This is a genomic window from Glycomyces sp. NPDC021274, assembly GCF_040641195.1.
GTDB lineage: Bacteria > Actinomycetota > Actinomycetes > Mycobacteriales > Micromonosporaceae > Glycomyces.
In genome coordinates this window covers 295,724-321,764 of sequence record NZ_JBFADC010000006.1, presented here as the reverse complement: position 1 = coordinate 321,764, position 26,041 = coordinate 295,724, and the positions used below count along the sequence as shown (strand labels likewise).

The 26,041-nt window shown below is 70.1% G+C and carries 24 protein-coding genes; 8 read left to right on the top strand and 16 right to left on the bottom strand.

Translation table 11 applies throughout. From position 1 onward, the window contains the following. Positions 1–64: 64 nt before the first annotated feature. Entirely contained in the window at positions 65–940 is an 876-nt protein-coding gene (locus tag AB0I03_RS16435; protein WP_360413052.1) for an NAD(P)-binding domain-containing protein, read from the bottom strand. 139 nt (positions 941–1,079) lie between these two features. On the opposite strand from AB0I03_RS16435, the gene AB0I03_RS16430 reads away from it, so the two are divergent. Continuing rightward, positions 1,080–1,418, top strand: coding sequence for a helix-turn-helix domain-containing protein (locus AB0I03_RS16430; protein ID WP_360413049.1), 339 nt, complete (start codon positions 1,080–1,082; stop codon positions 1,416–1,418). Between the two features lie 65 nt (positions 1,419–1,483). Here AB0I03_RS16430 and AB0I03_RS16425 read toward each other — a convergent pair whose 3' ends face one another. The 4 genes from AB0I03_RS16425 to metH form a co-directional block, all read right to left on the bottom strand. Beyond that, positions 1,484–2,008 (bottom strand): DUF2087 domain-containing protein, encoded by a 525-nt coding sequence (locus tag AB0I03_RS16425; RefSeq protein ID WP_360413046.1) that lies wholly within the window; start codon positions 2,006–2,008, stop codon positions 1,484–1,486. Between the two features lie 70 nt (positions 2,009–2,078). Further along, positions 2,079–2,777 (bottom strand): HAD family phosphatase, encoded by a 699-nt coding sequence (locus tag AB0I03_RS16420; protein ID WP_360413043.1) that lies wholly within the window; start codon positions 2,775–2,777, stop codon positions 2,079–2,081. Positions 2,778–2,933: 156 nt separating this feature from the next. Continuing rightward, positions 2,934–3,491, bottom strand: coding sequence for a thymidine kinase (locus tag AB0I03_RS16415; RefSeq protein ID WP_360413040.1), 558 nt, complete (start codon positions 3,489–3,491; stop codon positions 2,934–2,936). Positions 3,492–3,581: 90 nt separating this feature from the next. Then, positions 3,582–7,121, bottom strand: coding sequence for a methionine synthase (gene metH, locus AB0I03_RS16410; RefSeq protein WP_360413037.1), 3,540 nt, complete (start codon positions 7,119–7,121; stop codon positions 3,582–3,584). A gap of 102 nt (positions 7,122–7,223) precedes the next feature. Between metH and AB0I03_RS16405 the strand changes: the two genes are divergently transcribed. From AB0I03_RS16405 to AB0I03_RS16390, 4 genes are all read left to right on the top strand, one after another. Next, positions 7,224–7,370, top strand: a complete 147-nt coding sequence (locus AB0I03_RS16405; protein ID WP_360413034.1) for a hypothetical protein — start codon at positions 7,224–7,226, stop codon at positions 7,368–7,370. Positions 7,371–7,396: 26 nt separating this feature from the next. Next, positions 7,397–8,035 (top strand): pyridoxamine 5'-phosphate oxidase family protein, encoded by a 639-nt coding sequence (locus AB0I03_RS16400; RefSeq protein WP_360413031.1) that lies wholly within the window; start codon positions 7,397–7,399, stop codon positions 8,033–8,035. A gap of 117 nt (positions 8,036–8,152) precedes the next feature. Then, on the top strand, positions 8,153–10,141 hold the full coding sequence (locus tag AB0I03_RS16395) for a TPM domain-containing protein (RefSeq protein WP_360413029.1): 1,989 nt from the start codon (positions 8,153–8,155) through the stop codon (positions 10,139–10,141). Positions 10,142–10,196: 55 nt separating this feature from the next. After that, the gene (locus AB0I03_RS16390) at positions 10,197–10,913 is read left to right on the top strand and encodes a PspA/IM30 family protein (RefSeq protein WP_360413026.1); all 717 of its coding nucleotides are present in this window, start codon (positions 10,197–10,199) and stop codon (positions 10,911–10,913) included. Between the two features lie 57 nt (positions 10,914–10,970). Here AB0I03_RS16390 and AB0I03_RS16385 read toward each other — a convergent pair whose 3' ends face one another. The 3 genes from AB0I03_RS16385 to mshC all read right to left on the bottom strand — a co-directional run bounded on the left by AB0I03_RS16385 (position 10,971) and on the right by mshC (position 14,923). Then, positions 10,971–11,858, bottom strand: coding sequence for a phenylalanine 4-monooxygenase (locus AB0I03_RS16385; protein ID WP_360413023.1), 888 nt, complete (start codon positions 11,856–11,858; stop codon positions 10,971–10,973). 96 nt (positions 11,859–11,954) lie between these two features. Continuing rightward, entirely contained in the window at positions 11,955–13,610 is a 1,656-nt protein-coding gene (locus AB0I03_RS16380) for an enoyl-CoA hydratase-related protein (RefSeq protein WP_360413020.1), read from the bottom strand. 71 nt (positions 13,611–13,681) lie between these two features. Next, on the bottom strand, positions 13,682–14,923 hold the full coding sequence (gene mshC, locus AB0I03_RS16375; RefSeq protein WP_360413017.1) for a cysteine--1-D-myo-inosityl 2-amino-2-deoxy-alpha-D-glucopyranoside ligase: 1,242 nt from the start codon (positions 14,921–14,923) through the stop codon (positions 13,682–13,684). A gap of 131 nt (positions 14,924–15,054) precedes the next feature. On the opposite strand from mshC, the gene AB0I03_RS16370 reads away from it, so the two are divergent. Further along, a complete protein-coding gene (locus AB0I03_RS16370) occupies positions 15,055–16,029 on the top strand; it encodes an aldo/keto reductase (RefSeq protein ID WP_360413014.1) in 975 nt (324 codons plus the stop codon). 232 nt (positions 16,030–16,261) lie between these two features. After that, positions 16,262–16,747 carry a hypothetical protein gene (locus AB0I03_RS16365; RefSeq protein WP_360413011.1) on the top strand — a complete coding sequence of 162 codons (486 nt, stop codon included), beginning with the start codon at positions 16,262–16,264 and terminating at the stop codon, positions 16,745–16,747. Positions 16,748–16,848: 101 nt separating this feature from the next. Here AB0I03_RS16365 and AB0I03_RS16360 read toward each other — a convergent pair whose 3' ends face one another. Next, positions 16,849–17,328, bottom strand: coding sequence for a VOC family protein (locus tag AB0I03_RS16360; protein ID WP_360413009.1), 480 nt, complete (start codon positions 17,326–17,328; stop codon positions 16,849–16,851). Positions 17,329–17,402: 74 nt separating this feature from the next. Here AB0I03_RS16360 and AB0I03_RS16355 point away from each other — a divergent pair, with 74 nt between their 5' ends. After that, positions 17,403–18,239, top strand: a complete 837-nt coding sequence (locus AB0I03_RS16355) for a helix-turn-helix domain-containing protein (protein ID WP_360413006.1) — start codon at positions 17,403–17,405, stop codon at positions 18,237–18,239. 13 nt (positions 18,240–18,252) lie between these two features. Here the strand turns inward: AB0I03_RS16355 and AB0I03_RS16350 are convergent, their stop codons facing one another. The 7 genes from AB0I03_RS16350 to AB0I03_RS16320 all read right to left on the bottom strand — a co-directional run bounded on the left by AB0I03_RS16350 (position 18,253) and on the right by AB0I03_RS16320 (position 26,013). Continuing rightward, a complete protein-coding gene (locus AB0I03_RS16350; protein WP_360413003.1) occupies positions 18,253–19,482 on the bottom strand; it encodes an MFS transporter in 1,230 nt (409 codons plus the stop codon). Further along, complete coding sequence (locus AB0I03_RS16345; protein WP_360413000.1) at positions 19,483–20,028, bottom strand: histidine phosphatase family protein; 546 nt, start codon at positions 20,026–20,028, stop codon at positions 19,483–19,485. Between the two features lie 77 nt (positions 20,029–20,105). Then, positions 20,106–21,773, bottom strand: coding sequence for a ribosomal protection-like ABC-F family protein (abc-f, locus tag AB0I03_RS16340; RefSeq protein ID WP_360412997.1), 1,668 nt, complete (start codon positions 21,771–21,773; stop codon positions 20,106–20,108). Between the two features lie 209 nt (positions 21,774–21,982). Beyond that, the gene (locus tag AB0I03_RS16335; protein ID WP_360412994.1) at positions 21,983–23,305 is read right to left on the bottom strand and encodes a M20/M25/M40 family metallo-hydrolase; all 1,323 of its coding nucleotides are present in this window, start codon (positions 23,303–23,305) and stop codon (positions 21,983–21,985) included. A gap of 81 nt (positions 23,306–23,386) precedes the next feature. Continuing rightward, positions 23,387–24,577, bottom strand: a complete 1,191-nt coding sequence (locus AB0I03_RS16330) for a cation:proton antiporter (protein WP_360412991.1) — start codon at positions 24,575–24,577, stop codon at positions 23,387–23,389. Beyond that, a complete protein-coding gene (locus AB0I03_RS16325; RefSeq protein ID WP_360412989.1) occupies positions 24,577–25,065 on the bottom strand; it encodes a TrkA C-terminal domain-containing protein in 489 nt (162 codons plus the stop codon). The genes AB0I03_RS16330 and AB0I03_RS16325 overlap by 1 nt, the downstream gene beginning before the upstream one ends. Before the next feature lie 54 nt (positions 25,066–25,119). After that, positions 25,120–26,013 (bottom strand): transglutaminase domain-containing protein, encoded by an 894-nt coding sequence (locus tag AB0I03_RS16320; RefSeq protein ID WP_360412987.1) that lies wholly within the window; start codon positions 26,011–26,013, stop codon positions 25,120–25,122. Between the last annotated feature and the right edge of the window lie 28 nt (positions 26,014–26,041).

The following is a 26,041-nucleotide window of genomic DNA, read 5'->3' as shown; positions in this document are numbered from 1 at the left end:
TACTCCTTTCGGTGGGGCCGGGGTCGGGCTGGTGGACCGACCCCGGCTCGTTCGTTCGCGGGGGTCAGGCGGCGCGGCGGAGGATCTGGTAGACGGGGACGGCGTGCCCGGCCTTCTCGCTCGCGTCCAGGGCGCGCTGGTAGTGGTCCTGGACGGTGCGGGTGAGGGAGGCGTCGACGCCGACCTCTTCTGCGGCGTCGATGACGTGCTGGGCGCCGGCGTGCATCATCCTGAGGTTCGCGATGTCGCCCCAGCCGCCCTGCTTGGCGGCCGCGCCGAAGAAGAGGGTGAAGTCGCGGTTGCTCTCGGTGCCGTTGGAGGCGAACTCGATGAACTTTTCGACGTCGCCGCCGCCGGCGTCGATGATCGCGACGGCCTGCTCCAGCGAGGTGAGGAACGCGTGGAACTGGGCGAGCCCGGCCTGGTAGTAGAGCTGGGCGAGCCCGTAGTCCTCGCCGAGGTACTCGACGCCGGGGACGAGCGTCTCGAGGAGTTCGCGGTGGGCCTCGTAGTCGGTCTCGGGTGCGCTGACGTAGAGGCGCGAGGACGCGTGCTTGAGGTCGTCGCTCTGGGTCATGTAGGCGCCGGTGACGAAGGCGCCGCCGCGGGCGGTGACCCATGCGGCGCCCTTGCGGGTCTTCACCGGCGAGTCGGAGGAGAGGTTGACGATGGTCTTGCCGGTGAGGTCGGCGGGGCCCTGCTCGAGGACGCCGTACATGGCGTCGTAGTGGATCAGGGAGAGCAGGACGACGTCGTTGGCGGCGACGGCCTCGGCGACCGTGTCGGCGGGCTTCGCGCCGAGTTCGGCGATCGCGTCGAGTTTGGGTCGGGTGCGGTTCCAGGCGGTGACGTCGTACCCGGCGTCGAGGAGGACCTTGACGGTCGCCTGGCCCATCGGGCCCAGGCCGATGACGGTGACGGACTTGTTGTGCGCAGTCATGTTGTGCCCCTTGCGAAGTGGTGTTCCCATGGTCTTGTTGACGGGATCCATGTTCGTCCGGCCGGATAAGCTCTGCAAGACCGCACTTTCGGGTGGGGCTACTTACTTCGAGGTTCGAAATATGGCCGGGAGGGGTCCGATGGAGACGCAGAGTGACGCAGATCAAATCTGCGGGATGTCGCTCGCGATCGACGTGGTCGGCGGCAAGTGGAAGATGCACCTGATGTGGGTGCTGGCCGAGGGCCCGGTGCGGTTCGGGCAGATTCGCCGCAAGCTCGACGGCGTGAGCGAGAAGGTGCTGGCCGAGAACCTGCGGCAGCTGGAGGCGAGCGGGATCGTGCACCGGGAGCTGTACGCGGAGGTGCCGCCGCGGGTGGAGTACTCGCTGACGCCGCTCGGGGAGTCGCTGAACCGGGCGCTGGCACCGCTGGAGGTCTGGGGCGACACGAACCGCGAGGAGCTGTCCGCTCGGTTGTAGCCCTGAACGCGTCGCGTCCCGCCTTCCGTTTCGCGGAGGGCGGGACGTCGTCGTTCAGGGCGTCATCAGATCGGTGGTGCTTCGCGGCGGCGGTACTCGCTGCCGTCGAGGTTGCGTTCGAGGAGGAGTTCGTCGATGAGGTCGCGGCGCAGTTGCAGCGGGTCCTCGAATTCGGCGGCGAGCGGTTCGTTGATCTCTTGCTCGGTGTAGACGCGGTCGAACGCGAAGTGGCGGTCCGCGAGGTCGCGCAGGAGCGCGACCCGGGTGCGGCGGTTGACGGGCCGGGCGGTGATCCGACCGTTCGAGTAGAGGTGGGCCACTTCGAGACTCACCCCGGGCGGTGCGTCGGGGCGGGCTTCGCGGGCGGCCGCGGCGGCGGCTTTGAAGGCCTCGGGTGCGGCGCGGACCTTGCCGTCTTCGCGGATGACGAGTCCGGACTCGAAGAGGCGGTGGAGTGCCTTCTCGGCGCGCGGGTGGCGCGCTTTCAGGTCGGTGACGCTGGTGCCCGGCTCCCCCAGGACGATGTCGGCGAAGACGCGGAGGCGTTCGGGGTCGGCCAGAGCTTTGACGATGACGTGGCTGGGCTCCATGGGAACAGCCTGATGCGGGCTGGGGCGGCCGTCAACGCGTTTTCGGGCGGGGCCCGGTGGCCGCGGGAGGCTAGCGGCCTTCCGGGTTCACCGGACAGGCCTCACCGAGGCTGCGCAGGTACGCCAGGTCGATGCCCTCGAGGGTGTCGAGGCGCAGCACGTCGAGGTCGGCCGGGAGCGGGACTTCGCTCGGGACGGCCAGGGTGACCGCGCCGGCGGCCAGCGCGGAGCCGACGCCGGAGACGGAGTCTTCCAGGGCCACGCAGCGTGCGACGTCGACGCCGAGCTTCGCGGCGGCGGCGAGGTAGGGCTCGGGGTCGGGTTTGCGCTGCTCGACCTCGTCGCCGCAGATGGTGAGGTCGAAGTTCTCGGGGCCGACGTGGCCGATGATGACGTCGGCGAGTTCGCGCGGGGTGGAGGTGACCAGCGCGGTGGGGATGCCGGCGGCGCGGCATTCGAGGAGGAGTTCGCGGGCGCCGGGCTTCCATTCGACGCCTTGGGCGAAGAGCTCCTTCATGCGGGTGCGCAGCCAGGTCTGGCGGTGGGGGGCTTCGGTGACGGGGATGCCGAGGCTGTCGAGGAGCATGATGACCGAGGCGTCCTCGTTGGTGCCGACCATGCGGGCGCGGACCTCGGGGTCGAGGGCGCCGCCGAGGAGGGCGGCGAGTTCTTCGATGCCGGTGTCCCAGATGATCTCGCTGTCGACGAGCGTGCCGTCCATGTCGAAGAGCACGGCTTGCGGGAACGCGGCTTTCGCTTGGTCGGTCACGGTGTCAACAGTACGGGCGGGGCGGGTGGGTCGGCTCGGGTCGCGGCGGAGCCGCGAGCGGGCTCACACAGTGCGGGCGGGGCCGCGAGCGGGCTCGCACATAGTGAGGCTGGGGCCCCGAGGCGGCCCGCTCGGTGCGAGCGGGGTCTCGCGGTGTCAGGCGAGGCCGGCGCGGTGGTGGCGGCGGCACAGGACGGTGTAGGAGTCCATGTCGCCGACTTCGACGAGGTCGCCGGAGAAGACCATGACGCCGTCGCGGACGCGGGCGTTGTGGGTGCCGCGTTCGCCGCACCAGCAGTTGACGCGGACGGGGAGTTCTTCGACGCGGTCGGCGAGTTCGATGAGACGCTGGGTGGCCGGGAAGAGGCGGCCGAGGAAGTCGGTCTTGAGGCCGAAGGCGTAGACGTCGAGGCCGAGGCCGTCGACGGCGTCGGCGAGGTGGTTGATCTGCCTGGGGGCTTCGAGGAACTGGACTTCGTCGACGATCACGTACGGGGGTTTGATCGCGGCGAGGTCGTCGTAGATGTCGAAGCCGGGTTTGACCTCGCGGGCCTCGTGGCTGAGGCCGATGCGGCTGGAGACGACGCCTTCGCCGCCGCGGTCCATGGAGGTGTAGACGACGCCGGTGCCGCCGAGGGAGTGGTGGTACTGGAGCGCGAGCGTGGACTTGCCTGCGTCCATGACCCCGAGGTAGGCGACGAGTTCGTGCGACATGGCTCTATGGTGCCGGGCGGATGGAGCTGCGGTGAACGCGGCCGCGGTTTCGGTGCCCGGCGCCCTAAGACGACCGGGCACCTACCGGGGTCATTTGGCGTTGAAGTAGCTCGCCTCGGGGTGGTGCAGGACGATCGCGTCGGTCGACTGCTCCGGGTGGAGCTGGTCCCCTTCGGACAGTTCGACGCCGATGCGTTCGGCACCGAGGAGTTCGACGAGGGTGGCGCGGTCGGCCAGCTCGGGGCAGGCCGGGTAGCCGAACGAGTAGCGGCAGCCGCGGAAGTCGACGTCGAAGTAGCCCTTGAGGTCGCCGGGGTCGGCGTCGGCGACGGTGCCGCCCGAGGGCAGGACCCATTCGCGGCGCATGCGCCGGTGCCAGTACTCGGCGAGCGACTCGGTGAGTTGCACGGTGAGGCCGTGCACCTCGAGGTAGTCCCGGTACGCGTTGGCCTGGAACAGCTCGTTGGTGTACTCGGAGACCTTGGAGCCCAAGGTGACCAGCTGCATGCCGAGGACGTCGAGGCGGTCGCCGTCCTTGGCGCGGAAGAAGTCCGCCAGGCACAGCCGCCGGCCCTGCCGCTGGCGCGGGAAGGTGAAGCGGGTGCGCTCGGAGTGGCCGTTCTCGTCGAGGACGACGAGGGTGTTGCCCTCGGAGTACGCCGGGAAGTACGCGTACACGACCTTCGCCTCGATGACGTTGTCCGTGGCGAGCCGGTCGAGCCAGTAGCGCAGGCGCGGGCGTCCCTCGGTCTCGACCAGCTCCTCGTAGGAGGGGCCGTCGCCGCGGGCGGGCTTGAGGCCCCACTGGCCGAGGAAGGTGGCGCGCTCGTCGAGCAGCGCCGCGTACTCGGACGTCTGGATGCCCTTGACGACGCGCGAGCCGTAGAACGGCGGGACCGGGATCTCGACGTCCGTGGCGACGTTGGAGCGCACCGACGTGTCGTTGAGGTCCGGGAGGGTGTCGGCGACCATCGTGGCCTGCTTGGCGCGGCGTTCGCGGCGCAGGGCGATCTTCGCCTCCTTCTCGGCGTCGACGATGGGCACGCCGGTCTTGCGGGCGGTCATGACCTTGTTCATGAGGTCGAGGCCCTCGAACGCGTCGCGCGCGTAGTGGACCTGGCCGCCTTCGAACATCTCGCGCAGGTCGTCCTCGACGTACGCGCGGGTGAGCGCGGCGCCGCCGAGGAGGACCGGCCAGCGCGTGTGCATCGAGCGGGCCATCATCTCGGCGAGGTTGTCCTTCATGATGACCGTGGATTTGACGAGCAGGCCGCTCATGCCGATGACGTCCGCCTGGTGCTCTTCGGCGGCGTCGAGGATGGCGTTGATGGGCTGCTTGATGCCGAGGTTGACGACGGTGTAGCCGTTGTTGGACAGGATGATGTCGACGAGGTTCTTGCCGATGTCGTGGACGTCGCCGCGGACGGTGGCGAGGACGATGGTGCCCTTGTCTGCGGCGTCGGCCTTGTCCATGTGGGGTTCGAGGTGGGCGACGGCGAACTTCATGGCCTCGGCGGACTGGAGGACGAACGGCAGCTGCATCTGGCCGGAGCCGAAGCGGTCGCCGACGACCTTCATGCCTTCGAGGAGGTGGTCGTTGATGATGTCGAGGGGCCGCTTGCCGTTGGCGAGGGCCTCGTCGAGGTCGGTGTCGAGGCCGTTCTTGTCGCCGTCGATGATCCGCTGGGCGAGTCGCTCTGGGAGCGGGAGGGCGGCGAGGGCTTCGGCGCGGGCCTCCTTGGTGCCGGCGAGGCTGACGCCGTCGAAGATCTCGATGAGCTTCTGGAGCGGGTCGTAGTCCTCGGTGCGGCGGTCGTAGACCATGTCGAGGGCGACCTGCTTCTGCTCCTCGGGGATCGAGGCCATCGGCAGGATCTTGGAGGAGTGGACGATCGCGCTGGTCATGCCCGCTTCGACGCATTCGTTGAGGAACACGGAGTTGAGGACCTGGCGGGCGGCCGGGTTGAGGCCGAACGAGATGTTGGAGACGCCGAGGGTGAAGTTGACGCCGGGGTAGAGCCGGGCGATCTCGCGGATGGCCGCGATCGTCTCGATGCCGTCCTTGCGGGTCTCCTCCTGGCCGGTGGAGATGGGGAAGGTGAGGGCGTCGACGAAGATGTCCTGGATCTTCATGCCCCAGGTGCCGGTGAGGTCGCCGATGAGGCGGGCGGCGACGCGGACCTTCCAGTCGCGGTCGCGGGCCTGGCCCTCCTCGTCGATGCAGAGCGCGACGACGCCCGCGCCGTGCTCGGCGACGAGCGGCATCATCCGCTGGTAGCGGGAGGTGGGGCCGTCGCCGTCCTCGAAGTTGACGGAGTTGACGATGCATTTGCCGCCGAGGGCGTCGAGCCCGGCTTCGACCACGTTCGGCTCGGTGGAGTCGAGCATGATCGGGAGCGTTGAGGCGGTGGCGAAGCGGGCGGCGAGGACGTTCATGTCCACGGCGCCGTCGCGGCCGACGTAGTCGACGCAGAGGTCGAGGACGTGGGAGCCGCCGCCGGCCTGCTCGCGGGCGATCTCGACGCAGCGGTCGTAGTCGGCGGCGAGCATGGCGTCGCGGAAGGCCTTGGAGCCGTTGGCGTTGGTGCGCTCGCCGATGTTGAGGATCGAGGCGTCCTGCAGGTACGGGACGTGGTGGTACGAGGAGGAGACGCCCGGTTCGATGACCGGGGTGCGCTCCTTGGGCTTGACGAGGTTCTCGGGGGCGCCGCCGAGGCGGGCGCGGACGGCCCGGATGTGGTCGGGGGTGGTGCCGCAGCAGCCGCCGACGAGGCTGACGCCGAAGTTCTTGACGAAGTCCTCGTGGGCGTCGGCGAGCTCTTCGGGCGTGAGCGGGTAGACCGCGCCGTTCGGGCCGAGGGTCGGCAGGCCGGCGTTGGGCATGACCGAGATCGGGACCGGCGAGTGGCGGGAGAGGTAGCGGAGGTGTTCGCTCATCTCCTCCGGGCCGGTGGCGCAGTTGAGGCCGATGAGGTCGATGCCGAGGGCCGCGAGGCTGGTCAGGGCCGCGCCGATCTCACCGCCGACGAGCATGGTGCCGGTGGTCTCGACGGTCACCTGGGCGATGATCGGGATCTTGGTGCCGAGGGCGGCGTTGGCGCGCTTGGCGCCGATGACGGCGGCCTTGGCCTGGAGGAGGTCCTGGGCGGTCTCGACGAGGAGCGCATCGGCGCCGCCTTCGATGAGGCCCTGCGAGCACTCCTGGTAGTGGTCGCGCAGGAGCGCGAACGGCGCGTGGCCCAGGGTCGGCAGGCGGGTGCCGCCGCCCATGGAGCCGAGGACGAAGCGCGGCCATTCGGGGGTCGCGTACTCGTCGGCCTTCTGCCGGGCGAGGGTGGCGGCGGCGCGGGCGAGCTCGCGGGCCCGGTCGACGATGTCGTACTCGACGAGGCCGCCGTAGTTGGCGTTGAAGCTGTTCGTCTCGACGCAGTCGGCCCCGGCGGCCAGGTAGGCGTCGTGGATGCCGAGGACGATGTCGGGGCGGGTCACGCACAGGATGTCGGAGAGGCCTTCGAAGCCGTCGTAGTCATCGAGGGTGGGGTCGTAGGCCTGCAGCATGGTGCCCATACCACCGTCGGCGATCACGACGCGGCGGCTCAGGACATCAAGGAAAAGGCTGTTCGCAGACACGGGACCCAGGGTACTTGGGGGTGCCGCTGAGTGGGAACTCGGTTTCACTGTATGGGCATTGTGTCGGGCGAAGATCACACAGGGACGAATAGGATGCGGCATATGGAAGCACTCCTCATTCCCGTTCTGTACCTCATCGGCTGCTACATCCTGTACCGGGTGATCCGCTCGGCGGTCCGCGACGGCATTCTCGACGCCGACGAACAGCGGTCGCAGATCGGGGGCGACGGGCGTAGCATCGGGTCGTAACGGCTTCCTCCCCCGAAGGGACCCAGATGGACTCGCTCGACAGTCACCTGTGGACCGAAGTGACCGACCCCGACAAGCTACGGGAGATCGTGGGCGAGGTGATGCCCCAGGCCGCCACGAAGGAGCGCGCGACGCTCCACCAGCGCGACCGCGAATGGCTCGCCGCCTCCCCCTACTGCGTGGTCGCGACCGCCGACGCGGAAGGCAACTGCGACGCCTCCCCCAAGGGCGACCCGGCCGGGCAGCTCGTGCACGTCCTCGACGACACGACGCTCGCCATCCCCGAACGCAAGGGCAACCACCGCGTCGACGGCTACCACAACGTGCTCGCGAACCCGCACGTCGGCCTGCTCTCGCTCATCCCCGGCCGGCGCGAGACGCTCCGCATCAACGGTCGCGCCCGGGTCGTCTCGGACGCGCCGTTCTTCGCGGACATGGTCGTCAAGGGCCACCGGCCGGTCCTGGCGCTGGTCGTCGAGATCGACACGATCTACTTCCACTGCGGCAAGGCCTCGATGCGGTCGGGCATCTGGAAGCCCGAGACCTGGACCTCGGACACGCTGCCCCGGCACGCGCAGCTGGTCAAGGAGACCCAGGTCGTCGATGCGACCCTGGAGGAACTCGTGGAGAAGTACGGCCCGCAGTACGAAGCGGGCCTCTACTAGCCCACCGCTTCGCACTCGACGGGGTCTTTCACCGAATCGAGCAGCCCGCGACGAATCTTCCTTACCCTGAACTCGCAATAAGCGCAGCTCAGGACACGGGAAGACGCAGGGGCGCCGATGTCGGCAACAGTGAAGTACGCGGCGGCCGTACTGGCCGCCCTCTGGCTCGCCCTCTCCGGAACCGCGGCCTCCGCAGTTCCGCCCGTCGAGCTCGACTCCGGCGCGGTCACCGACCAGATCGGCGCGGTCGGCGACCGCGGCCCTGAAGTCGAGGCGGCGATCGACCGGCTCCGGTCCGACGCCGCGATCGGCCTCTATGTGGCCTATGTGGACTCGTTCTCGGGCTCTGCGCCGCAGGACTGGGCGAACGACACCGCTGTGCAGAGCGGCCTGGGCACCAACGACATCCTGCTCGCCATCGCCACGGGCGACCGCCGCTACTCCTGGTCGGTGGCGGCCGGGTTCCCCCTTTCGGACTCCCAGCTGAACGAGGTCGCCGCCTCCGCGATCGAACCGGAACTCGCCGACGACGACTGGGCCGGTGCGGCGATCGCCGCCGCCGACGGCTACCGGGAGCAGGCCGCGGGCGGATCGAGCGGCGGCGCAGGCTGGCTGGTGTTCCTGCTGGTCCTCGCGGTGATCGCGCTCGTCGTCTTCCTCATCTGGCGCAAGCGGCGCGGCAAGCGGGGCGCGGCGACCGGCAAGCAGATCCAGCGCATGTCGACGCAGGACCTCGACCGCGAGGCGAGCCGGCTGCTGGTGGAGGGCGACGACGCCGTCCGCACCAGCGACCAGGACTTGAGCTTCGCCGTCGCCGAGTTCGGCCAGGAGAGCACCGCCCGGTTCTCCGCCGCCCTCGACACCGCCAAGAGCGAACTCGCCGAGGCATTCCGGCTGCGCCAGACCCTCGACGACGACGTGCCCGAGACCGAGGAGCAGCGCCGCGCGCTGCTGACCGAGATCGTCGACCGCCTCACCAAGGCCGACGCGGAGCTCGACGGGGCCGCCGCCGAATTCGAGGAGCTGCGCGACCTCGGCCGCCGCGCGCCCGAGGCCATCGAGAAGCTCGCCGCCGACGCGAAGGCGCTCGCCGGCCGCACCGGCGCGGCGAGGGAGGCGCTGGCGGCACTCGCGGCGGCCTATCCCGCATCGGCGTACGAGACCGTCGCCCGCAATGCCGACGACGCCGAAGACCGGCTCGCGTTCGCCGACCGGAGCCTCGCCGAGGCCCGCGACGCGCTCGCGAACGGGGAGGGCGGCCGGGCCGCGGTGGGCGTGCGCGCCGCCGAAGGGGGTCTCGCCCAGGCGAAGCAGCTGCTCGACGCGGTGACCGGACGCCAGACGGAACTCGCCGAGGCCGCCCAGGGACTGCCTGGGCTGCTCGCCTCTCTGCAGCAGGACATCAGCGAAGCCGAACGCAAGGCCGACGGCTCCCCCGGCGGGGAGCGGCTCCGCCGCGCCGCCGCCGACGCGCGCGCTGCCACGGCCGCCATCGAGGCGGCCAAGGCCGCCGGGCCCGTCGACCCGCTCGAGAGCACCCGCCGCCTCGAGCAGGCCCAGGCCGCCGTCGGCGGGGAGCTGCAGGCGGTGCGCGACGAGCAGGAGCAGCGCGAGAGCGCGAAAGCCCAACTGGCGCAGACGATCGCGAACGCCTCGGCCACGGCCGCCGCGGTGGAGGACTACATCAACACGAACCGCGGCGGCGTCGGCACCGAGGCCCGCACCCGCCTCAACGAGGCGAACCAGCAGCTCGACGCCGCCCGCGCGCTCGCGCCCTCCGACCCCGTCCAGGCCCTGGCGGGCGCGCAGCGGGCCGACCAGCTCGCCGCGGCGGCCTCGCGGCTCGCGCAGCAGGACGTGAACGCCTACCGCAACCCGGCTGGGCCCGGCGGCGGCATGGGCGGCGGCTTCGGCGGGGGCGTGGGCGGGGGCGGCAACGCCGGCGCGATGCTCGGCGGCATCCTCCTCGGCGGGCTCCTGGGCGGCTCCGGCGGTGGACGCGGCGGCGGAGGGTTCGGCGCGCCGAGCTCGTCGCGCCGCCGCGGCCCTTCACCGGGTTCCTTCGGCGGCACGGGCACCCGCAGGGGCGGTGGTGGCCGATTCTGACGACCGCGAGGACAGCGACCACTGACAACCGATCCGAAAGGCGTGGGGACCACCAATGACCAAGAAGCAATCGATCTTCGGCCGCATCGGCCAGCTGCTCAAGGCGAACATCAACGAGGCCATCGACTCCGCGGAGGACCCGGAGAAGATGCTCGCCCAGATGGAGCGCGACTACAAGAACAGCATCGCCGACGCCGAGAGCTCCATCGCCGAGACCATCGGCAACCTCCGGATGATGGAGGAGGACGCCGCCGCCGACAAGGAGGCGGCCCAGGAGTGGGAGAACAAGGCCCGCAACGCCAGCCGCAAGGCCGACGAACTGCGGGCGGCGGGCAACACCGCCGAGGCCGACAAGTTCGACAACCTCGTCAAAGTGGCCCTGGGCAAGCAGCTCGCCGCGGAGAAGGAGATCCAGGCCGCCGCGCCGACCATCCAGAGCCAGCAGGAGGTCGTCGACAAGCTCAAGACCGCGCTCAACCAGATGAAGACCAAGCTCACCGAATTGCAGTCCAAGCGCAGCAGCCTGGCCGCGCGCGCGAAGACCGCGCAGGCGCAGCAGCAGGTGAACGAGGCCATCGGCAGCGTCGACATCATGGACCCGCTCAGCGAGGTCAACCGCTTCGAGGAGAAGGTCCGCCGCGAGGAGGCCAAGGTCCGGGGCCAGGCGGAACTGTCGATGTCGTCACTGGACCAGCAGTTCGAGAGCCTCGACGGGCTCGCCGACGACGCCGAGATCGAGGCGCGCATGGCCGCGCTCAAGAGCGGCGGCTGAACCGCGGGACGAGGTGGGGTGCGGCCGGGCGGTGCGCCCGGCCGCTTCGCTGTGCCGCTAGCGGGCGTCGGCCTTCAGGCGCTCGATGGACTCGTCGTCGCAGGTCGACCAGAACTCCCCCACCACGTCCTCCAGCTGCTCCATCGAGCCGGCGTCGAACAGGTGGTCCTGGTACTTCGTGATGTCGTAGTCGATGGTGCCCATCGTGACCAGGTCGAGCGGCATGATCTCCATGCCCCGGAACTCGTCGATCTCCCCGTACGAGGACAGGATGCCCGCACCGTAGGCCTTCAGGCCGTCCTTCTCGCTCATGACCCCGAACTCGAGGGTGAACCAGAAGACGCGGGAGACGAACTCGAGCGCGTCCTCGGAGTGGACGCGGCGGGCCGCCTCGCCCGCGGCCCGGTACAGGGCGGCGAAGCGCGGCGAGGCCAGGGCGTTGGCGTGGCCGATGACCTCGTGGATGACGTCGGGCTCGGGCGTGTACAGCGGCACCGAGTGGTGGCGGATGTACTGGGTCGCGTGGAACTTGCCGTCCGAGAGCACCCCGTAGAACTCGCGCAGGGGCACGAGCCCCGCCGCGGGCAGGTAGCTGAAGCCGGTGAGCGGCTCCAGCGCCTCGGAGACCTCGTGGAGCTGCGGGATGTGGTCGGCGGGGAGTTTGAGGCGCTCGGCGCCCTCCAGGTACTCGTGTGCGGCCAGGGCTTGGTGCTTCACGGAGAGTTCGGCGCTGACCAGCCGCCATATCTCGTGCTCGGTGTCTGAGTAGGAAACGGTCGGCATAGGTTGGCCGGGTTCCCAGTCCAGTGCGAGGGCCGCGATGGCGTTGCGCCGCTCGCGGTACTCGGGGTCGGCGAAGCCCGGGTGGTTCTCACCCAGTTCCACGACGACCGTGCCGTCGGCGTCGGTGTTGACCGGCGCGAAGTACTGTCCTTCTTCGAACATAGGGACAGTCCATCAGGTGGGACGGCACCTGTCAACGCAGTGGCGAGACTGGCAAACCCTCTCCGGCCCGCCTCACGTTGAGCGGAGCTGCTCCCCTCACTTGAAGCGGAGCTTCTCCGGGGTCTCGGTCGGGGCCGCCTTGCCGAGGAACGCGCGGCGCTTCCCGTGGAAGCCGTGGCGGTCGTCGAACATGTCGCGGGCCATCTCGGCGAGCTCGATGGTGCGGTAGTACGACAAGGGCTTGGACTCGGCGCGGCGGCGGGCCTTCGCGGCGAACATGCGCCCGCGCGTGACCGGGTCGTTGTAGCCGATCGCGACGGCGCGCAGCCAGCGCTGGAACTCGTCCCAGTCGCGCGGGCCGACCGCGCCGATGAGGCCGATGTGCTTGGCCTCGGCCGCGGAGATCGGCAGCTTCTCCCCCAGGAGGCGGGAGGCGACCTGCTCGCCCACGCGGTTGGCGACCGACCAGGTGTGCAGTTCGGATCCGTAGATGCCCATGTCGTAGTACGGGTTGAGGACGGTGCCGTCGCGGGCGACGGTGACGTCGGCGCAGAGTGCGGCCATGACGCCGCCCGCGCCCGCGTTCGCGGAGAAGGCGGCGACGGTGAGCTGCTCGGCCTCGGCGATGGCGAGGCACAGGTCGTCGATGGCGTTGATGTTGTCCCAGGCCTCGGCGGCGGGGTCCGCGGCGGCGTCGATGACGCCGAGGTGGATGCCGTTGGAGAAGGCGTGCTCGGTGCCGGTGAGGACGAGGATGCGGGTGTCCTCGGTGAGTGCCTTCTCGACCGCTCCGGTGAGGCGGCGGCACTGCTCGGTGTGCATGGCGCCGTTGTAGGAGCGGATGGTGAGGTAACCGATGTCGCCTTCGCGGCGGTAGACGGTCTCGGCGATGGCCTCGGGCGCGGGTTTGAACGCCGCGTGGGCGGCGTCGATGACCATGGCGGCGGGGAGCTTCGGGCCGCGCTTCTTCTCGAGGAGGGCGGCGTAGCCGACCCAGAGGGTGCCGCGGCCGGTGGCGAAGGCGATGGATTCGCAGTCGCGGCCGACGATGGTGCCGGGTTCGGCGCCGGTGTGCTCGCTGACGGCGGCGGCGTCGAAGAGGCAGTAGGTGCGATCGGCGATGACGGCGGGCGCGCCGGGGGCGCCGTCGGCGGCGGCGATGCGGCGGGCGAGCTCGGTCGCGGACGCGCGCCAGTCGAGCTCGAAGGCGTTGCGGCGCAGCAGCGGGAGCTCACCGGTGCCCTGGACGGGCGGGGGCAGTTCCTCGGCGGGGACGGGGCGGTCGCCGCCCTGGACCTTGCGCACGACGGTGGCGACGCAGTCCATGGCGGCGTCGGCCACGCGGCTGTTGTAGAGCGCCGATTTCGTGATGCCCTCGGGGACGTCGAATGTGGAGCAGGCCCAGACCGGTCCGGCGTCCATCTCCTCGACCGCCGAGAGCGCGGTGACGCCCCAGCGGGGGCTCTGGCCGAGCAGGGTGTGGTCGAGCGAGGAGGGGCCGCGGTCGCCGACGGGTCCAGGGTGGACGATCACGGTGGTCCAGCGGCGCCAGACCGCTTCGGGCACGCGGTGCTTGAGGAACGGGCACAGGATGAGGTCGGGGTCGATGCGCTCGACTGCGCGGGTCAGCGTCTCGGGGGCGCTGTGGGCCGCGGCGAGTTCCACGCCGACCTCGTGCCCCTGCTCGCGCAGGGTGCACCAGACGCGCTGGGTGAGTCCGTTGAATGCGGACGCCAGCAGCAGGATCTTCAATTCGACTCCAGGAGGACGGGGAGTCGGCCACGCTCAACTGCGAGCGTACCGATACTCGGCATTTCGCACAATCAGCGTGCGCAGTCTATTCCGAGCAGTCCTCGCATCGTGTCGCGGGCAAGGGTGGGCGCCGAGGGGTCTTCGCCGCCGTTCTGGAGTGTTTCGTTCGCCCAGGTGTCGACCGCGGCGAGTGCCCCGGCGGTGTCGAGGTCGTCGGCCAGGCGCTCGCGCACGGCCTTCAGCATCGCGCCGGCCGGGACGGCGAGCTCGCGGCCGGCGGCCTCGCGCCAGCGCCCCAGGCGCAGTTCGGCTTCGGCGAGCGCGGTGGCGCTCCACTGCCGGTCGGCGCGGTAGTGGTCGGCGAGGAGGGCGAGGCGGACGGCGGCGGGGTCGACGCCTTCGGCGCGGAGTTTGGAGACGAACACGAGGTTGCCGAGGGACTTCGACATCTTCTCGCCGTCGAGGCCGATCATGCCGGTGTGGACGTAGGTGCGCGCGAACGGGCTGGTGCCGGTGAGGGATTCGGCGTGGGCCGCGGAGAACTCGTGGTGGGGGTAGATGAGGTCGTTGCCGCCGCCTTGGACGTCGATGCTCTCGCCGAGGTGGTCGAGGGCGATGCAGGCGCATTCGATGTGCCAGCCGGGGCGGCCGGGGCCGACGGGCGAGTCCCAGGAGGGCTCGCCGTCGCGGGGGGCGACCCACAGGACCGCGTCGAGGGGGTCGCGCTTGCCTTCGCGTTCGGGGTCGCCGCCGCGTTCGCGGGCGTAGCGGAGCATGGTCTCGCGGTCGTAGTTCGATTCGCCGCCGAAGCCGGGGTGGGATTCGACGGCGTAGTAGATGTCGCCGGACTCGTGGCGGTAGGCGGCGCCGGTCTCGAGGAGGCGGGCGACGGCGCGGCCGACGGAGGGGATGGACTCGACGGCGCCGATGTAGTGGCGGGGCGGGAGGACCTGGAGGGCCTCCATGTCCTCGCGGTAGAGGGCGGTCTCGCGGAGGCCGAGGACCTGCCAGTCGGTGCCGTCGCGGGTCGCGCGCTCGAAGAGCGGCTCGTCGACGTCGGTGACGTTCTGGGCGTAGTGGACGTCGATGCCCTGGTCGAGCCAGTACCGGTGCACGAGGTCGAAGGTGATCATCGTGGCGGCGTGGCCGAGGTGGGTGGCGTCGTAGGGGGTGATGCCGCAGACGTACATCGAGGCGCGCTCGGCGCCGGGCTTGACCGTCTCGCGCAGTCCTGCGGACGCGGTGTCGTGCAGGCGCAGTGCCGGTCCGTGGCCGGGGAGGGAGGGCAGGTGCGGGGCGGTCCAGGATTCCATGCCCGCGATCATATTTCGAAGACCGGCCGACCGGCCAGTGCCGGGGCGTTCGCGTCCGATGCGCACTTGTTGCCCTTCCCAGTGCACCTGAGGCTTTCATGCGAAGGTTGCTCGATGTAACTTGTGTGGTCATGGAACGCCGACCACTTGGACGCAGCGGCATCGAAGTCTCCTCGCTCGGCCTGGGGACGATGACGTGGACCACCGACGAGGCCGGCCTCGAGGACGCCGCGGCGCAGCTGCAGACGTTCGTGGAGGCCGGCGGCACGCTCGTGGACACCGCCGACGTGTTCGGGCAGGGCGCGTCCGAAGCGGTGATCGGGCAGCTCATCGGCAAGATCGCGGCCCGGTCGGAGCTGCACATCGCGACCAAGGCCGGGGTGCGAACGGACGGCGCGCCGCGCAAGCGCGACACGTCGCGCGGCTGGCTCATGCGGTCGCTGGAGGGCTCGCTGCGGCGGCTCGGCACCGACTACATCGACCTGTGGATCCTGCACGTGTACGACCCGGACACGCCGCTCGAGGAGACCATGTCGGTGCTCGATTCGGCGGTGTCGAGCGGCAAGGTCCGCTATGTGGGGCTTTCGAATCACACCGGGTGGCAGACCGCGCGGGCGTTCGCCTGGCAGTCGGCGTGGCCGGGGCGGGCCCCGATCGTGGCCAACCAGGTGGAGTACTCGCTGCTGCAGCGCGGTGTCGAGCGCGAGGTCCTGCCGGCCTGCCTGGCCTTGGAGATGGGCGTGCTCGCGTGGTCGCCGCTCGGGCGCGGTGTGCTGACCGGCAAGTACCGGTTCGGGCGGCCTGCCGACTCGCGGGCGGTCTCGGCGCAGTGGGCGCGGTTCGCCGGGGTGTACCTGGACGAGCGTTCGGCGGGGATCGTCGAGGCGTGCGCGACCGCGGCCGAGGGGCTCGGGGTGAGCCCGCTGGAGGTGGCGCTGGCGTGGGTGCGCGACCAGCCGGGTGTGGCGTCGGCGATCGTGGGCGCCCGGAACGCGACCCAGTTGCGGGCCTCGCTGGCGGCCGAGCAGTTGTTCCTGCCGCCGGAGATCCGCCTGGCGCTGGACGATGTGTCGGCCCCCACAGTCGGGTACCCCGAGAGTTACTAAGGGGCCCTTAAGAACCCGTTTTTCGTGACGACTGGCCAGTACCGGTGCGGGTGGGTCCGCTGTGGACTTTGGGGCGCGATTCGTCCTGTCCTCCTTGGACATGAAGGCAACCCGTCGCGCCTTGAGGAGCGTGTTCACTCGGGGACGGTGAGAGTGTGCTCACGCCCCGCTGCGGGGACCGGCCGCGAGGCCGGCTCTGCGGACAGGACACGACAGGAAAGACGGTGCCTTCATGGCAAACGCTCTCGCCAACCGCCTCGTGCGGCCGGCGTTCATCATCTTCGCAACGCTGGTCGCCGTGGCGGCCATGCTCGTCGCCACGGCGCAACCGGCTTCGGCCCACACCCGCGCCGAGGCCGTCACCAACGGCTGCGGATCGGGCTACGCGATCGCCTCCGACGGCGTGCGCAACGTGAACTCCAGCTCGGGCGCGAAGTGGGGCGAGGTCATCCTCGCCTACAACGCGAGCAACGGCCGCAACTGCGTCGTCACCAACAAGACCAGCGGCTCCCCCTACCACGGCACCCCGACGCGCATCGCCGCCGTGCTCGTCGTCCAGGGCGACACCACCTACCACAGGGCCGACGACAGCGCCTCGCACTGGGAGTCGATCTCGGCGTACGCCGCGGACGCGTGCGTCCAGTACTGGGGCTACATCTACTCCCCCAGCGGCTCCAGCGCCTTCGGCGGCCGCCAGAGCTGGGGCAACTGCGGTTAGCCCCCGATAGCGCCGGTACCACTCCCCGATCGAAGTCCCGATCCCCGCAGCAAGCGACCGCCCCGCGCCGACTCCGGCGCGGGGCGGTCCGTCTCCGCTTCCTAGCCTTCGCCCATGGAGGCGATCCACTCGTCGATGCGGCGCTCGGCCTCCTCGTGCGAGACGTCCTCGACCCGGGTCATGATCGACCAGCGGCGCCCGAACGGGTCGGCGATGGACGCGTACCGGTCGCCGGTGAGGAACACCGACGGCTCCTCGCGCACGGTGGCACCGGCTTCGACCGCCTTGGCGTACACCGCATCGCAGTCCTCGACGTAGACCGCGAGCGACCCGGTGATCTGCTCGGCGTTCGGCGATTCGAGGCCCCACTGCGGGTTCGCGTCTCCCAACTGGAGGACCGAATCGCCGATCTGCAGGTCGCAGTGCATGACCGAGCCGTCCGGCCCGTTGTTGCGCATGAGGACCTTCGCGCCGAAGACCTCCTTGTAGAACTCGATGGCCCTGGCGGCCTCGTTGACGACGATGAACGGCACGATCGAGTGGTAGCCGTCCGGGATCGGGTTGACCTTGGTTTCGCTCATGGGCCCAGTCTCGCCCGGGCGCGCCCGGGCTCGCTTGTAAAAAAACGACGTACCCCCGGGGTAGTTTTCGGGGCGTGAACGGAGCTACCGCGAGCGACAAGGGCCTGCTGCGACCACAGGAGGCCGTGCGCTTCATCGACCTGCGGCGATACCGCGAGACCGGCCTGCTCGGACAGTACGTCGAGCGGTACTGGTCGGTCCACTGGGACCTGCCGGACGGCGCTTCGTACGAGTCGGTGGTGATCCCCCACCCGTGCGTGAACCTGAGCTTCATGCCCGTGATCGGCGCCGAGCTGCACGGCCCCGGCATCGCCGTCTCGCGGCACCCGCTCACCGGCCGCGGCCGCGTGTTCGGCGTGAAGTTCCGGCCGGGCGGGTTCACGGCGTTCAGCGGTGTGGCGGGGACGGCGCTGGCGGACTGGTCGGCGGGCGCGGCCACGGTGTTCGGCCCCGAGGTCGACGAGTTGAACGCGATCGTGATGAGCGGCGGCGACATCGACGCCATCCAGGTGGTCTCGCGGTTCCTGACCGACCGGGTCCCGGAGCGGCCCGATCCCCGCTACGGACGGTTGCTCGCGGTGGTGCGGGCAATGCTCGAGGATCGCTCGATCACGCGCGTGGACGAGGTCGCGGCCCGCTTCGACATGTCCCCCAAGACACTCCAGCGGCTCTTCCAGGACTTCCTGGGGCTCGGCCCGAAGACCTTGATCCAGCGGTACCGCCTCCACGACGCGGCCGACCGCCTCGCCGAGGACCCGCAGGCGGACCTGTCCCGCCTCGCGGCCGAACTCGGCTGGTCCGACCACGCCCACTTCACCCACGACTTCAAGAACCTCATCGGCTACCCGCCCTCCGAGTACGCCGCGCAGTGCGCGACGGCCGGAAGAGCACTGGTCATGGCCCACCGTTGACCGGGATTCGCCGTCAGTCGGGCTGGTCCGACGCGTCGGCGTCCTCCCATGCGCGCAGGCTGCCGATGGAGAGGAGGCACAGCACGGCCGCGCAGGCGAAGACCGCACCGGCGATCGCGAACGGGATCCGATAGCCGAGACCGGAGGCGAGCAGTCCGCCCGCGCCCGCGCCGACGGCGAGGCCGATCAGGCCGACGAAGCCGTCCAGCGACCCGACCCGCCCCATCATCGCGGCCGGGGTGGCCCGCTGGCGGACCGTGGTGGCCATGATGCCCCAGACGACCGCATGTGCAATGTAGACGGCCAGTGCGATCGCGACGATGACGAGGTTGGTCGTCAGTGCGATCACCGCGAACGAGAGAGCTCCAGTGGTGAGCGCGGCGACCATGGACCACCCGTAGCCGATCCGCCGGCGCAGCCTCGTCGCGATGAAGCTGCCCAGCAGTCCCCCGAGGGCGGAGAACGCGAGCAGCAGGCCGTAGCCGGTCCCGTCGAGGCCCAGCTCCGCTTGCGCGTAGAGGACGAGGTAGGAGAACGGGATCATGTACGCCACGCAGGTGATGCCGCTGAGGGCGATGAGCAGTCGTATGACCCGGTGCCGCATGGCCCAAGCGGCGCCTTCGCGGATGTCGGTGCGGATGCTTCGTGGAGCGGTGTCGGTCGTGTCCCGGGCGACGGCGTACGTGCCGCGCAGTCGCCAGAAGGCGAGGCCCGCCAAGAGAAAGGCGAGGGCGTTGAGCGCCGTGGGCGCGAAGGCGGCCATGGCGAACAGGAGCCCGCCCAGAGGCGGGCCGATGAACTCGTCGATCACCAGTTGGGTACCGGCGATCTGCGAGTTGGCCTTGTCGAGTCCCGCTGCGGGCACCGCTTGCGGCAGGACGGCGCGCGCGGCGCCGTCGGCCAGGGTCTCGACCACGCCCATCACGGCGTAGACCAGATACAGCACGGCGATCGGTGCGGCGTCGAGAAGGACCAGGCCCGTCAGGAGCGCGAACATTGCGGCACGGGCGAAGTTCGCGAGGTAGGCGAGGCGGCGGCGGTCGGCGCGGTCGATGAGCACGCCGATGCCAAGGACCGAGACGATGCGGGACGACGAGTGCGCGACCGCGAGGCCGGCCACCGCGAGCGGGTTGGTGGTGATCGTCGCCGCCAGCAGCGGCAGTGCGATGAAGGTGATCCCGTCGGCCAGGTTCGCCGACGCGTTGCCGAACCAGATCCGCCGGTAGTCGGCCCCGAGCCCCACCTACAGCTTCCCGTCGAGGACGAAGGGCCAGCCGGGCTGCCACTGGAACGGGGCGTCCACGAGGTCTTCGATACGGGCACCGCCGAGGAGGACCTGCAGGGCCCAGCGGTTCGCGGAGTGGGCGATGACGACGATCCGTCGGCCGTCGTGGTCGGCGGCGACGTCGCGGAGGAATTCGCGGGTCGCCTCGATGACCTGGTTGTAGCTCTGTCCGCCCGGGAACGGCCGGTCGATGCGTACGGCCCGGAGTGCGGCGACCTCGGCGACCGGGTGGCCGTTGAGGTCGCCGTAGTCGCATTCGCGCAGGCGCGGGTCTTGATGGACGGGGATGTTGGTGTCGCCGAAGGCGATTCGCGCGGTCTCGACCGCGCGCTGGAGGTCGGAGGTGAACACGGCGTCAGGGCGGGGTGCGCAATGGCGAGCCCCGAGTTCGGCGGCGACCTCGCGCCCCCGGGCCGACAAGCGGCCGGGAAGACGACCGGTCGCGATGCCGTTCTCGTTGTCCTCGGTGATCGCGTGGGTCTCGTAGATGATCGTAAGGGCCATGAGGGGTTCCTTTCCGGGGAGGGGGTGGAACCGAATCCGGTTGCGCCGGTTCCGGTCCCACCTTCGGCGGGTGCGTGTCAGGCGATCGTGCCCGCGTCCATTTCCAGGTGGCCGCCTTGGAAGGACTCGCGGAGGCGGCGGTCGTGGCTGACCAGGACCACCGTTCCCGCGTAGTTCTTCAGTGCCTCCTGCAACTGTTCGGCCAGCAGCGGGGACAGGTGGTTGGTCGGCTCGTCCAGGAGCAGGATGTCCACCGGTCTCGATACGAGTCGGGCCAGTTCGAGGCGGCGGCGCTGGCCCACCGACAGTGCCGTCACCTGGGTGCCGAACTGTTCATGGGCGAACAGGCCCAAGCGATCGAGTGCTTCGGCGTGCTCTTCGAGCGTGCCGACGCGGCCTTCGGCGAAGGCCCGCAGGACCGACTGCCGGCCCGAGCCCGGTCCGGCGAGTTGGCGCAGGTGGCCGACGGCTCCGTTGCGTTCGACCTCGCCTTGGTCGGAATCGAGTTCTCCTGCGAGGACCCTCATGAGCGTGGTCTTGCCCGCACCGTTCGGTCCGGTGATGAGGACCCGCTCGCCGTGGGCGATCTTCAGGCTGTCCACTTTGAGTCGGTCGCCCACTCGGATGTCGTTCAGCACCAAGGCGGGCGCCTCGGTGCCCGCACCGGTGGTCTCCAGTGCGGATTCGAAGCGCATCGGATCGGGCGGCCTCGGGACCGGGTGCGCTCGGAGCCGTTCGAGCATCTGCTTCGCGACCTTGATGCGGCTGCCCGCACCATGAGTGCGACCCCGAGCCCGGAAGGCCCCGGCACCTGATCCGGGCTTTTCGAGCTTGCGCGGGATCGCATCCATGCGACCTGCGTTGTGGTCCACGATGCCTTGCTGGCGTTCGACTTCGACCTTCCAGGTCTCGTAAGCCTCCGCCGCTTGCAGGCGTTCGGTCTCCTTTGCAATGAGGTACCCGGTGTAGCCGTTGCCGTAGCGGCGCGCCTTCCGATCGACCACTTCGAGCATGGTGGTGGTGATGGCCTCCAAGAAGGCGCGGTCGTGGGTCACGGCGACCACGGTGCCGGGCCAGTCGCGCAGTTGCGCTTCGAGCCAGGTGACGGCGTTGTCGTCGAGGTCGTTCGACGGCTCGTCGAGCAGTAGGAGCGCGGGCCTGGCCGCGAGGGTCGCGGCCAGCATCAGTCGCGAGCGCTCGCCGCCCGAGAGCGTCCCCAAAGGGCGGCTTCGGTCGAGGCCTGGGAGCCCGAGGACTTCCAGTGCCTGGTCGACGCGGAGGTCGGCGTCCCAGCCTTCGCGGGCTTCGAAGTGCGCGAGGAGTTCGGCGTACCGCTCGCCTGCGGCGTCGTCGCCGTCGGCGAGTTCCTGTTCGGTCTCGCGCATGTGCCGCTCGATCTCGCGGAGGTCCGCGAGGGCGAGGTCGATCGCGTCGGCGACGGTGTCGTGTTCGGGCAGGTCGAGTTGCTGCGGCAGGTAGCCGACGCCTCCGGGGGAGACGATCGTCAGCTCGCCGTTGTCGGGCGGCTCGACTTCGGCGATGAGCCTGAGCAGGGTGGACTTGCCGGAGCCGTTGTCGCCGATGACGCCGAGCTTCTCCCCCGGTTTCACGGTGAAGGTGACGCGGTCGAGGACGAGGTGGTCGGCGTAGCGCTTCGTGATGTCTACAAGGGTCAGTTGGGCATGGCGGAACATGCGCGCCTCCAGAAAGCAGTCGTTCGCGAGGGAATTGCGGATGAGCGGCACGCGGGAAGCGTTCAGGGCTTCATGGATTGCGATGCGTGCCTCGGCGGCCGTCGCGGAGCGGTGCTCTACGCGAAGGCCTGGCTGCTTTCTAAAGGAAGATCAACATCGCCACCGATTGTAGCGGGGCTCAGGGGGCGGTGTCCAGCATCAGTCGGGCCCTGAACCGGTGAGCGCGCTCACTGGCTCAGGGCCCGTTGGGTTCTCGCGGTCTAAGACTGGGAGATGAAGCGGTCCATGACGTCGACGCCGAACGTCAGGCCGTCGAGCGGGACGCGCTCGTCGATGCCGTGGAAGAGGGCGGTGAAGTCGAGGTCGGCGGGGAGTTTCAGGGGGGCGAAGCCGAAGCAGCGGATGCCGAGGGTGGCGAAGGCCTTCGCGTCGGTGCCGCCCGAGAGCATGTACGGGACGGTGTGGGCGCCGGGGTCGGCCTGGCGGATCGCCTCGGCCATCGCATCGACGAGGACGCCGTCGAAGGAGGTCTCGTAGCCGGGCTGGCGGATCTCGTACTCGAAGTCGATGCCGTCGCCGGCGAGTTCGCGGAGGATCGCTTCGAGTTCGTCGTTGCGGCCCGGCAGCGAGCGGCAGTCGATGACGGCGTCGGCGGTGGAGGGGATGACGTTGGTCTTGTAGCCCGCGTTGAGGCGGGTCGGGTTGGCCGTGTTCCGCAGGGTCGCGCCGATGAGGCGGGCGACGGGGCCGAGCTTGGCGACCGTCTCGTCCGGGTTGTTCGGGTCGAATTCGATGCCGGTGAGGTCGGAGACGGATTCGAGGAACTGGCGCACGGTGGGGGTCATCTCGACCGGGAACTCGTGCTGGCCGATGTTGGCGACGGCGCGGGTGAGGCGGGTGACGGCGTTGTCGTCGTGGAGCATCGAGCCGTGGCCGGGGCGGCCGGTGGCGCGCAGGCGGAGCCAGTCGAGGCCCTTCTCAGCGGTCTGGACCACGTAGACGCGCAGGTCGTTGGGGAGGGTCATGGAGAAGCCGCCGACTTCACCGACCGCTTCGGTGACGCCTTCGAAGACCTCGGGGTGCTGTTCGACCATGAAGCGGGCACCGTAGTCGGAGCCGGCCTCCTCGTCGGCGGTGAAGAGGAGGACCAGGTCGCGCGGGGGGACCTTGCCGCGGCGCTTCCAGTCGCGGACGAGCGCGAGGAGCATGGCGTCGAAGTCCTTCATGTCGACCGCGCCGCGGCCGAAGAGGTAGCCGTCCTTGATCTCGCCGGAGAAGGGGTGGACGGTCCACTCGCTGGCTTCGGCGGGGACGACGTCGAGGTGGCCGTGGAGGAGGAGGGCCCCGCGGGAGGGGTCGGCGCCGGGGTAGCGGCAGGCGACCGAGGCGCGGCCGGGCGCCGACTCATAGATCCGGGCTTCGAGGCCGACTTCGGCGAGCTTCTCCGCGACGTACTCGGCGGCGGCGCGTTCGCCCTTCGCGGTCGCGTTGTCGCCGGTGTTGGTGGTGTCGATGCGGATGAGGTCGCGGGCGATGTCGACGACCTCGTCTTGCGGGCGGGGCTCTTTCGCGGTTTCAGCCATCCCTGAGTTCTATCAAGCCGGGCTGGCGGTGCGGCGTGTGCGGTGGCGGGAGTGAAGGATGCGACTCCCGCCACCGCGCTGCTAGGACGCCGCTTGCGCGAGTCGCCTCGCGCGGTTCTTCTTGCGGCGCTTGGCGACGATCGGGCCCGCGAGGCGCGGTGCGAGCGGGCCGATGGCGGCCAGGATCAGCACGTACGCGGCGGCGACGGATCCGAGTGCGGGATTGAGGCCCGCCGTGACGCCGAGTCCGGCGATGACGATCGAGAACTCGCCTCGCGGTAGGAGCACGAGTCCGGCGCGGAGCTTGCCGGTGAACGCGGAGCCGGAGCGGCCGGCGGCCCACCAGCCGGTGGCGAACTTCGTCGCGATCGTGCAGACCGCCAGCGCGATGGCGACCGGGAGGACCGGTGGCAGCGCGCCGGGGTCGGTCTCGAGCCCGAAGTTGACGAAGAAGACCGCCGCGAACAGGTTCTTGAGCGGCTCCAGGGTCTCCTCGGCTTGGCGCGAGACCTCGCCGGAGAGGGCCATGCCGACGATGAACGCGCCGACGGCGGCCGAGACGTGCACCTTCTCCGCGAGTCCGGCGACGACGAGGACGAGGCCCATGACCTTGAGCATGAGGATCTCGTCGCTCGGCGAGGCGAGGAACCGGGAGAGCAGGCCGCCGAAGCGGGAGGCGATGACGAACGCCGCGGCGACGGCGAGCAGGGCGACGCCGAGGCCGATCGCGGCCTGTCCGAACGCGAGTCCGGCGAGGATCGTGGTGAGGATCGGCAGGTAGAGCGCCATGACGAGGTCTTCGGCCACGAGGAGCGCGAGGATCGTGGGCGTTTCGCGGTTGCCGAGCCAGCCGAGGTCGGAGAGGACTTTCGCGATGATGCCGGAGGAGGACACGTAGGTGACGCCGCCGAAGACGACGGCCGCGACGGGTCCCCAGCCGAGCAGGAGCGCGCATAGCACGCCGGGCGTGGCGTTGAGGACGAGGTCGACGACGGCGCCGAGCCATGAGGTCTTCATGGTGCCGAGCAGTTCGCGCGGCGTGTACTCGAGGCCGAGGGTGAACAGGAGCAGGACGACGCCCACTTCGGCGCCGACGTCGAGGAAGCCGGTGATGGCGTGCATCTCGTAGATGCCGCCGTGGCCGAAGGCGAGGCCGGCGAGCAGGTAGAGCGGGATGGCGGAGATGCCGAACTTGCCGGCGATGGCTCCGAGCAGACCGAGGGCTCCGATGAGGAGGCCGAGTTCAAGGAGGAGCTCGACGGTCTCGTGCATTAGTCGATACCGCGCAGGATCCGGTCGACGGCGTCGACGGCCTCTTGCGTCCCGATGGTCACGAGGCGGTCGCCTACGTGGAGGAGCGCGGAGGGGGGCGGGCCGGTCTCGACGCCGTCCGTCGCGCGGACGATGGCGACGATGGAGGCGCCGGTGCGGGTGCGGGCGCGGGTGTCGCCGAGGGGCCGCTCGGCGTAGGGGCTGGTGGCGTCGATCTTCAGCTGGCGGGAGACGAGGTTGTCGATCTCGTGGTGGAGCCGGTTGAGCTTCTCGACGATGCGGGCGCCGCCGAGGAGTTCGCCGATGGCGGCGGATTCGTCGGCGGAGAAGACGATGCAGTCGAGCATCGAGTCGGGGTCGTCGGGGTCGTAGATGATGAAGTCGCGGCGGCCCTCGCGGTGGGCGACGATGCCTAGGCGCACATGGCGTTTGGTCTCGAATTCGAACCGCACGCCGATTCCGGGCAGCTCGGTGCGCTCCACGTCCACTGTTGGTCACTCCTTTTGTGTGGGATACGCACCGAACCGTACAGCACCGGTGGGTCAGGAGGCCGGGATGACCGGCTCGGCCGCCTGGCGGACCGCGTTGCGGACCTGGTCGGGGACGCGGAGCCGCTCGTCGGTCGCGTAGCGTGAGCGGACCTCGGCGGCGGTCGCGGGGTCGGCGGTGGTGGTCGCGAGTTCGTCGAACAGGGCGGTGAGGTCGGGTCCGATCTCGTCTTCGGGTTCGGGGATCGCGCCCCACAGGTCCCAGGGCAGGAGTTCCATGTTGGACAGTGCGGCGGTGTCGCGGATGAGGTTGGCGGCGATCCACCAGGGGCCCGACTCGCCGGGGATGCCGGGGAGTCCGCACTTGTCGGCGTCGATGTCGCCCGCCCGGTAGGCGTTCCAGGCCTGCCCGGCGACGACGAACTTGTCGCGCGGGACGTCCGCAGGGTCGAAGTCGAGGCCGAACTCCTTGACTTGAATCGGGTCCATCTGGGCGTCGGAGAGGATCCAGCGTTCGCCGTTCCAGTACTCGGCGACCCAGTGGTCGATGTGCCAGCCTGGGGCCGGGAAGTAGTTGCCGAAGCCGCAGCGGGCGCGGGCGGGGACGCCGTGGGCGCGGAGAGCGGCGACGGTGACGAGGGTGAAGGTGCGGCAGGTGCAGGCGAAGCGGCGTTCCGGTTCGCGCGCCTCGGTCAGGGGCCGTCGGTCTTCGGCGAGGATCCGGTCGAGAATGCCCGCGGTCGCGCGGAAGTGGGCGGTGTCCCTGCGGTCCTCGGGGAGTGCGAAGCCGTAGAGGCCGGTCAAGTCCTGGTGCACGAGGGCGCCTTGGACGGCGGCGAGGAGGCCGGGGACGTCGGCCGGGAGGGCGAGCAGGGCGTCGTGGTGCGCTCCGGCGTCGGAGAGCGGGCCGGGCCGGGTGTAGTAGGCGAGGACTTCGTTGGCGCTCATGGTGTTCCTTTCGTGGGAGTCGCCTGAA

Coding starts and splice junctions, on each gene's coding strand:
- AB0I03_RS16435 (WP_360413052.1), bottom strand. CDS start 940: ATGACTGCGCACAACAAGTCCGTCACCGTCATCGGCCTGGGCCCGATG.
- AB0I03_RS16430 (WP_360413049.1), top strand. CDS start 1,080: ATGGAGACGCAGAGTGACGCAGATCAAATCTGCGGGATGTCGCTCGCG.
- AB0I03_RS16425 (WP_360413046.1), bottom strand. CDS start 2,008: ATGGAGCCCAGCCACGTCATCGTCAAAGCTCTGGCCGACCCCGAACGC.
- AB0I03_RS16415 (WP_360413040.1), bottom strand. CDS start 3,491: ATGTCGCACGAACTCGTCGCCTACCTCGGGGTCATGGACGCAGGCAAG.
- AB0I03_RS16405 (WP_360413034.1), top strand. CDS start 7,224: ATGGAAGCACTCCTCATTCCCGTTCTGTACCTCATCGGCTGCTACATC.
- AB0I03_RS16400 (WP_360413031.1), top strand. CDS start 7,397: ATGGACTCGCTCGACAGTCACCTGTGGACCGAAGTGACCGACCCCGAC.
- AB0I03_RS16395 (WP_360413029.1), top strand. CDS start 8,153: ATGTCGGCAACAGTGAAGTACGCGGCGGCCGTACTGGCCGCCCTCTGG.
- AB0I03_RS16390 (WP_360413026.1), top strand. CDS start 10,197: ATGACCAAGAAGCAATCGATCTTCGGCCGCATCGGCCAGCTGCTCAAG.
- AB0I03_RS16385 (WP_360413023.1), bottom strand. CDS start 11,858: ATGTTCGAAGAAGGACAGTACTTCGCGCCGGTCAACACCGACGCCGAC.
- mshC (WP_360413017.1), bottom strand. CDS start 14,923: ATGGAATCCTGGACCGCCCCGCACCTGCCCTCCCTCCCCGGCCACGGA.
- AB0I03_RS16370 (WP_360413014.1), top strand. CDS start 15,055: ATGGAACGCCGACCACTTGGACGCAGCGGCATCGAAGTCTCCTCGCTC.
- AB0I03_RS16365 (WP_360413011.1), top strand. CDS start 16,262: ATGGCAAACGCTCTCGCCAACCGCCTCGTGCGGCCGGCGTTCATCATC.
- AB0I03_RS16360 (WP_360413009.1), bottom strand. CDS start 17,328: ATGAGCGAAACCAAGGTCAACCCGATCCCGGACGGCTACCACTCGATC.
- AB0I03_RS16345 (WP_360413000.1), bottom strand. CDS start 20,028: ATGGCCCTTACGATCATCTACGAGACCCACGCGATCACCGAGGACAAC.
- AB0I03_RS16335 (WP_360412994.1), bottom strand. CDS start 23,305: ATGGCTGAAACCGCGAAAGAGCCCCGCCCGCAAGACGAGGTCGTCGAC.
- AB0I03_RS16330 (WP_360412991.1), bottom strand. CDS start 24,577: ATGCACGAGACCGTCGAGCTCCTCCTTGAACTCGGCCTCCTCATCGGA.
- AB0I03_RS16320 (WP_360412987.1), bottom strand. CDS start 26,013: ATGAGCGCCAACGAAGTCCTCGCCTACTACACCCGGCCCGGCCCGCTC.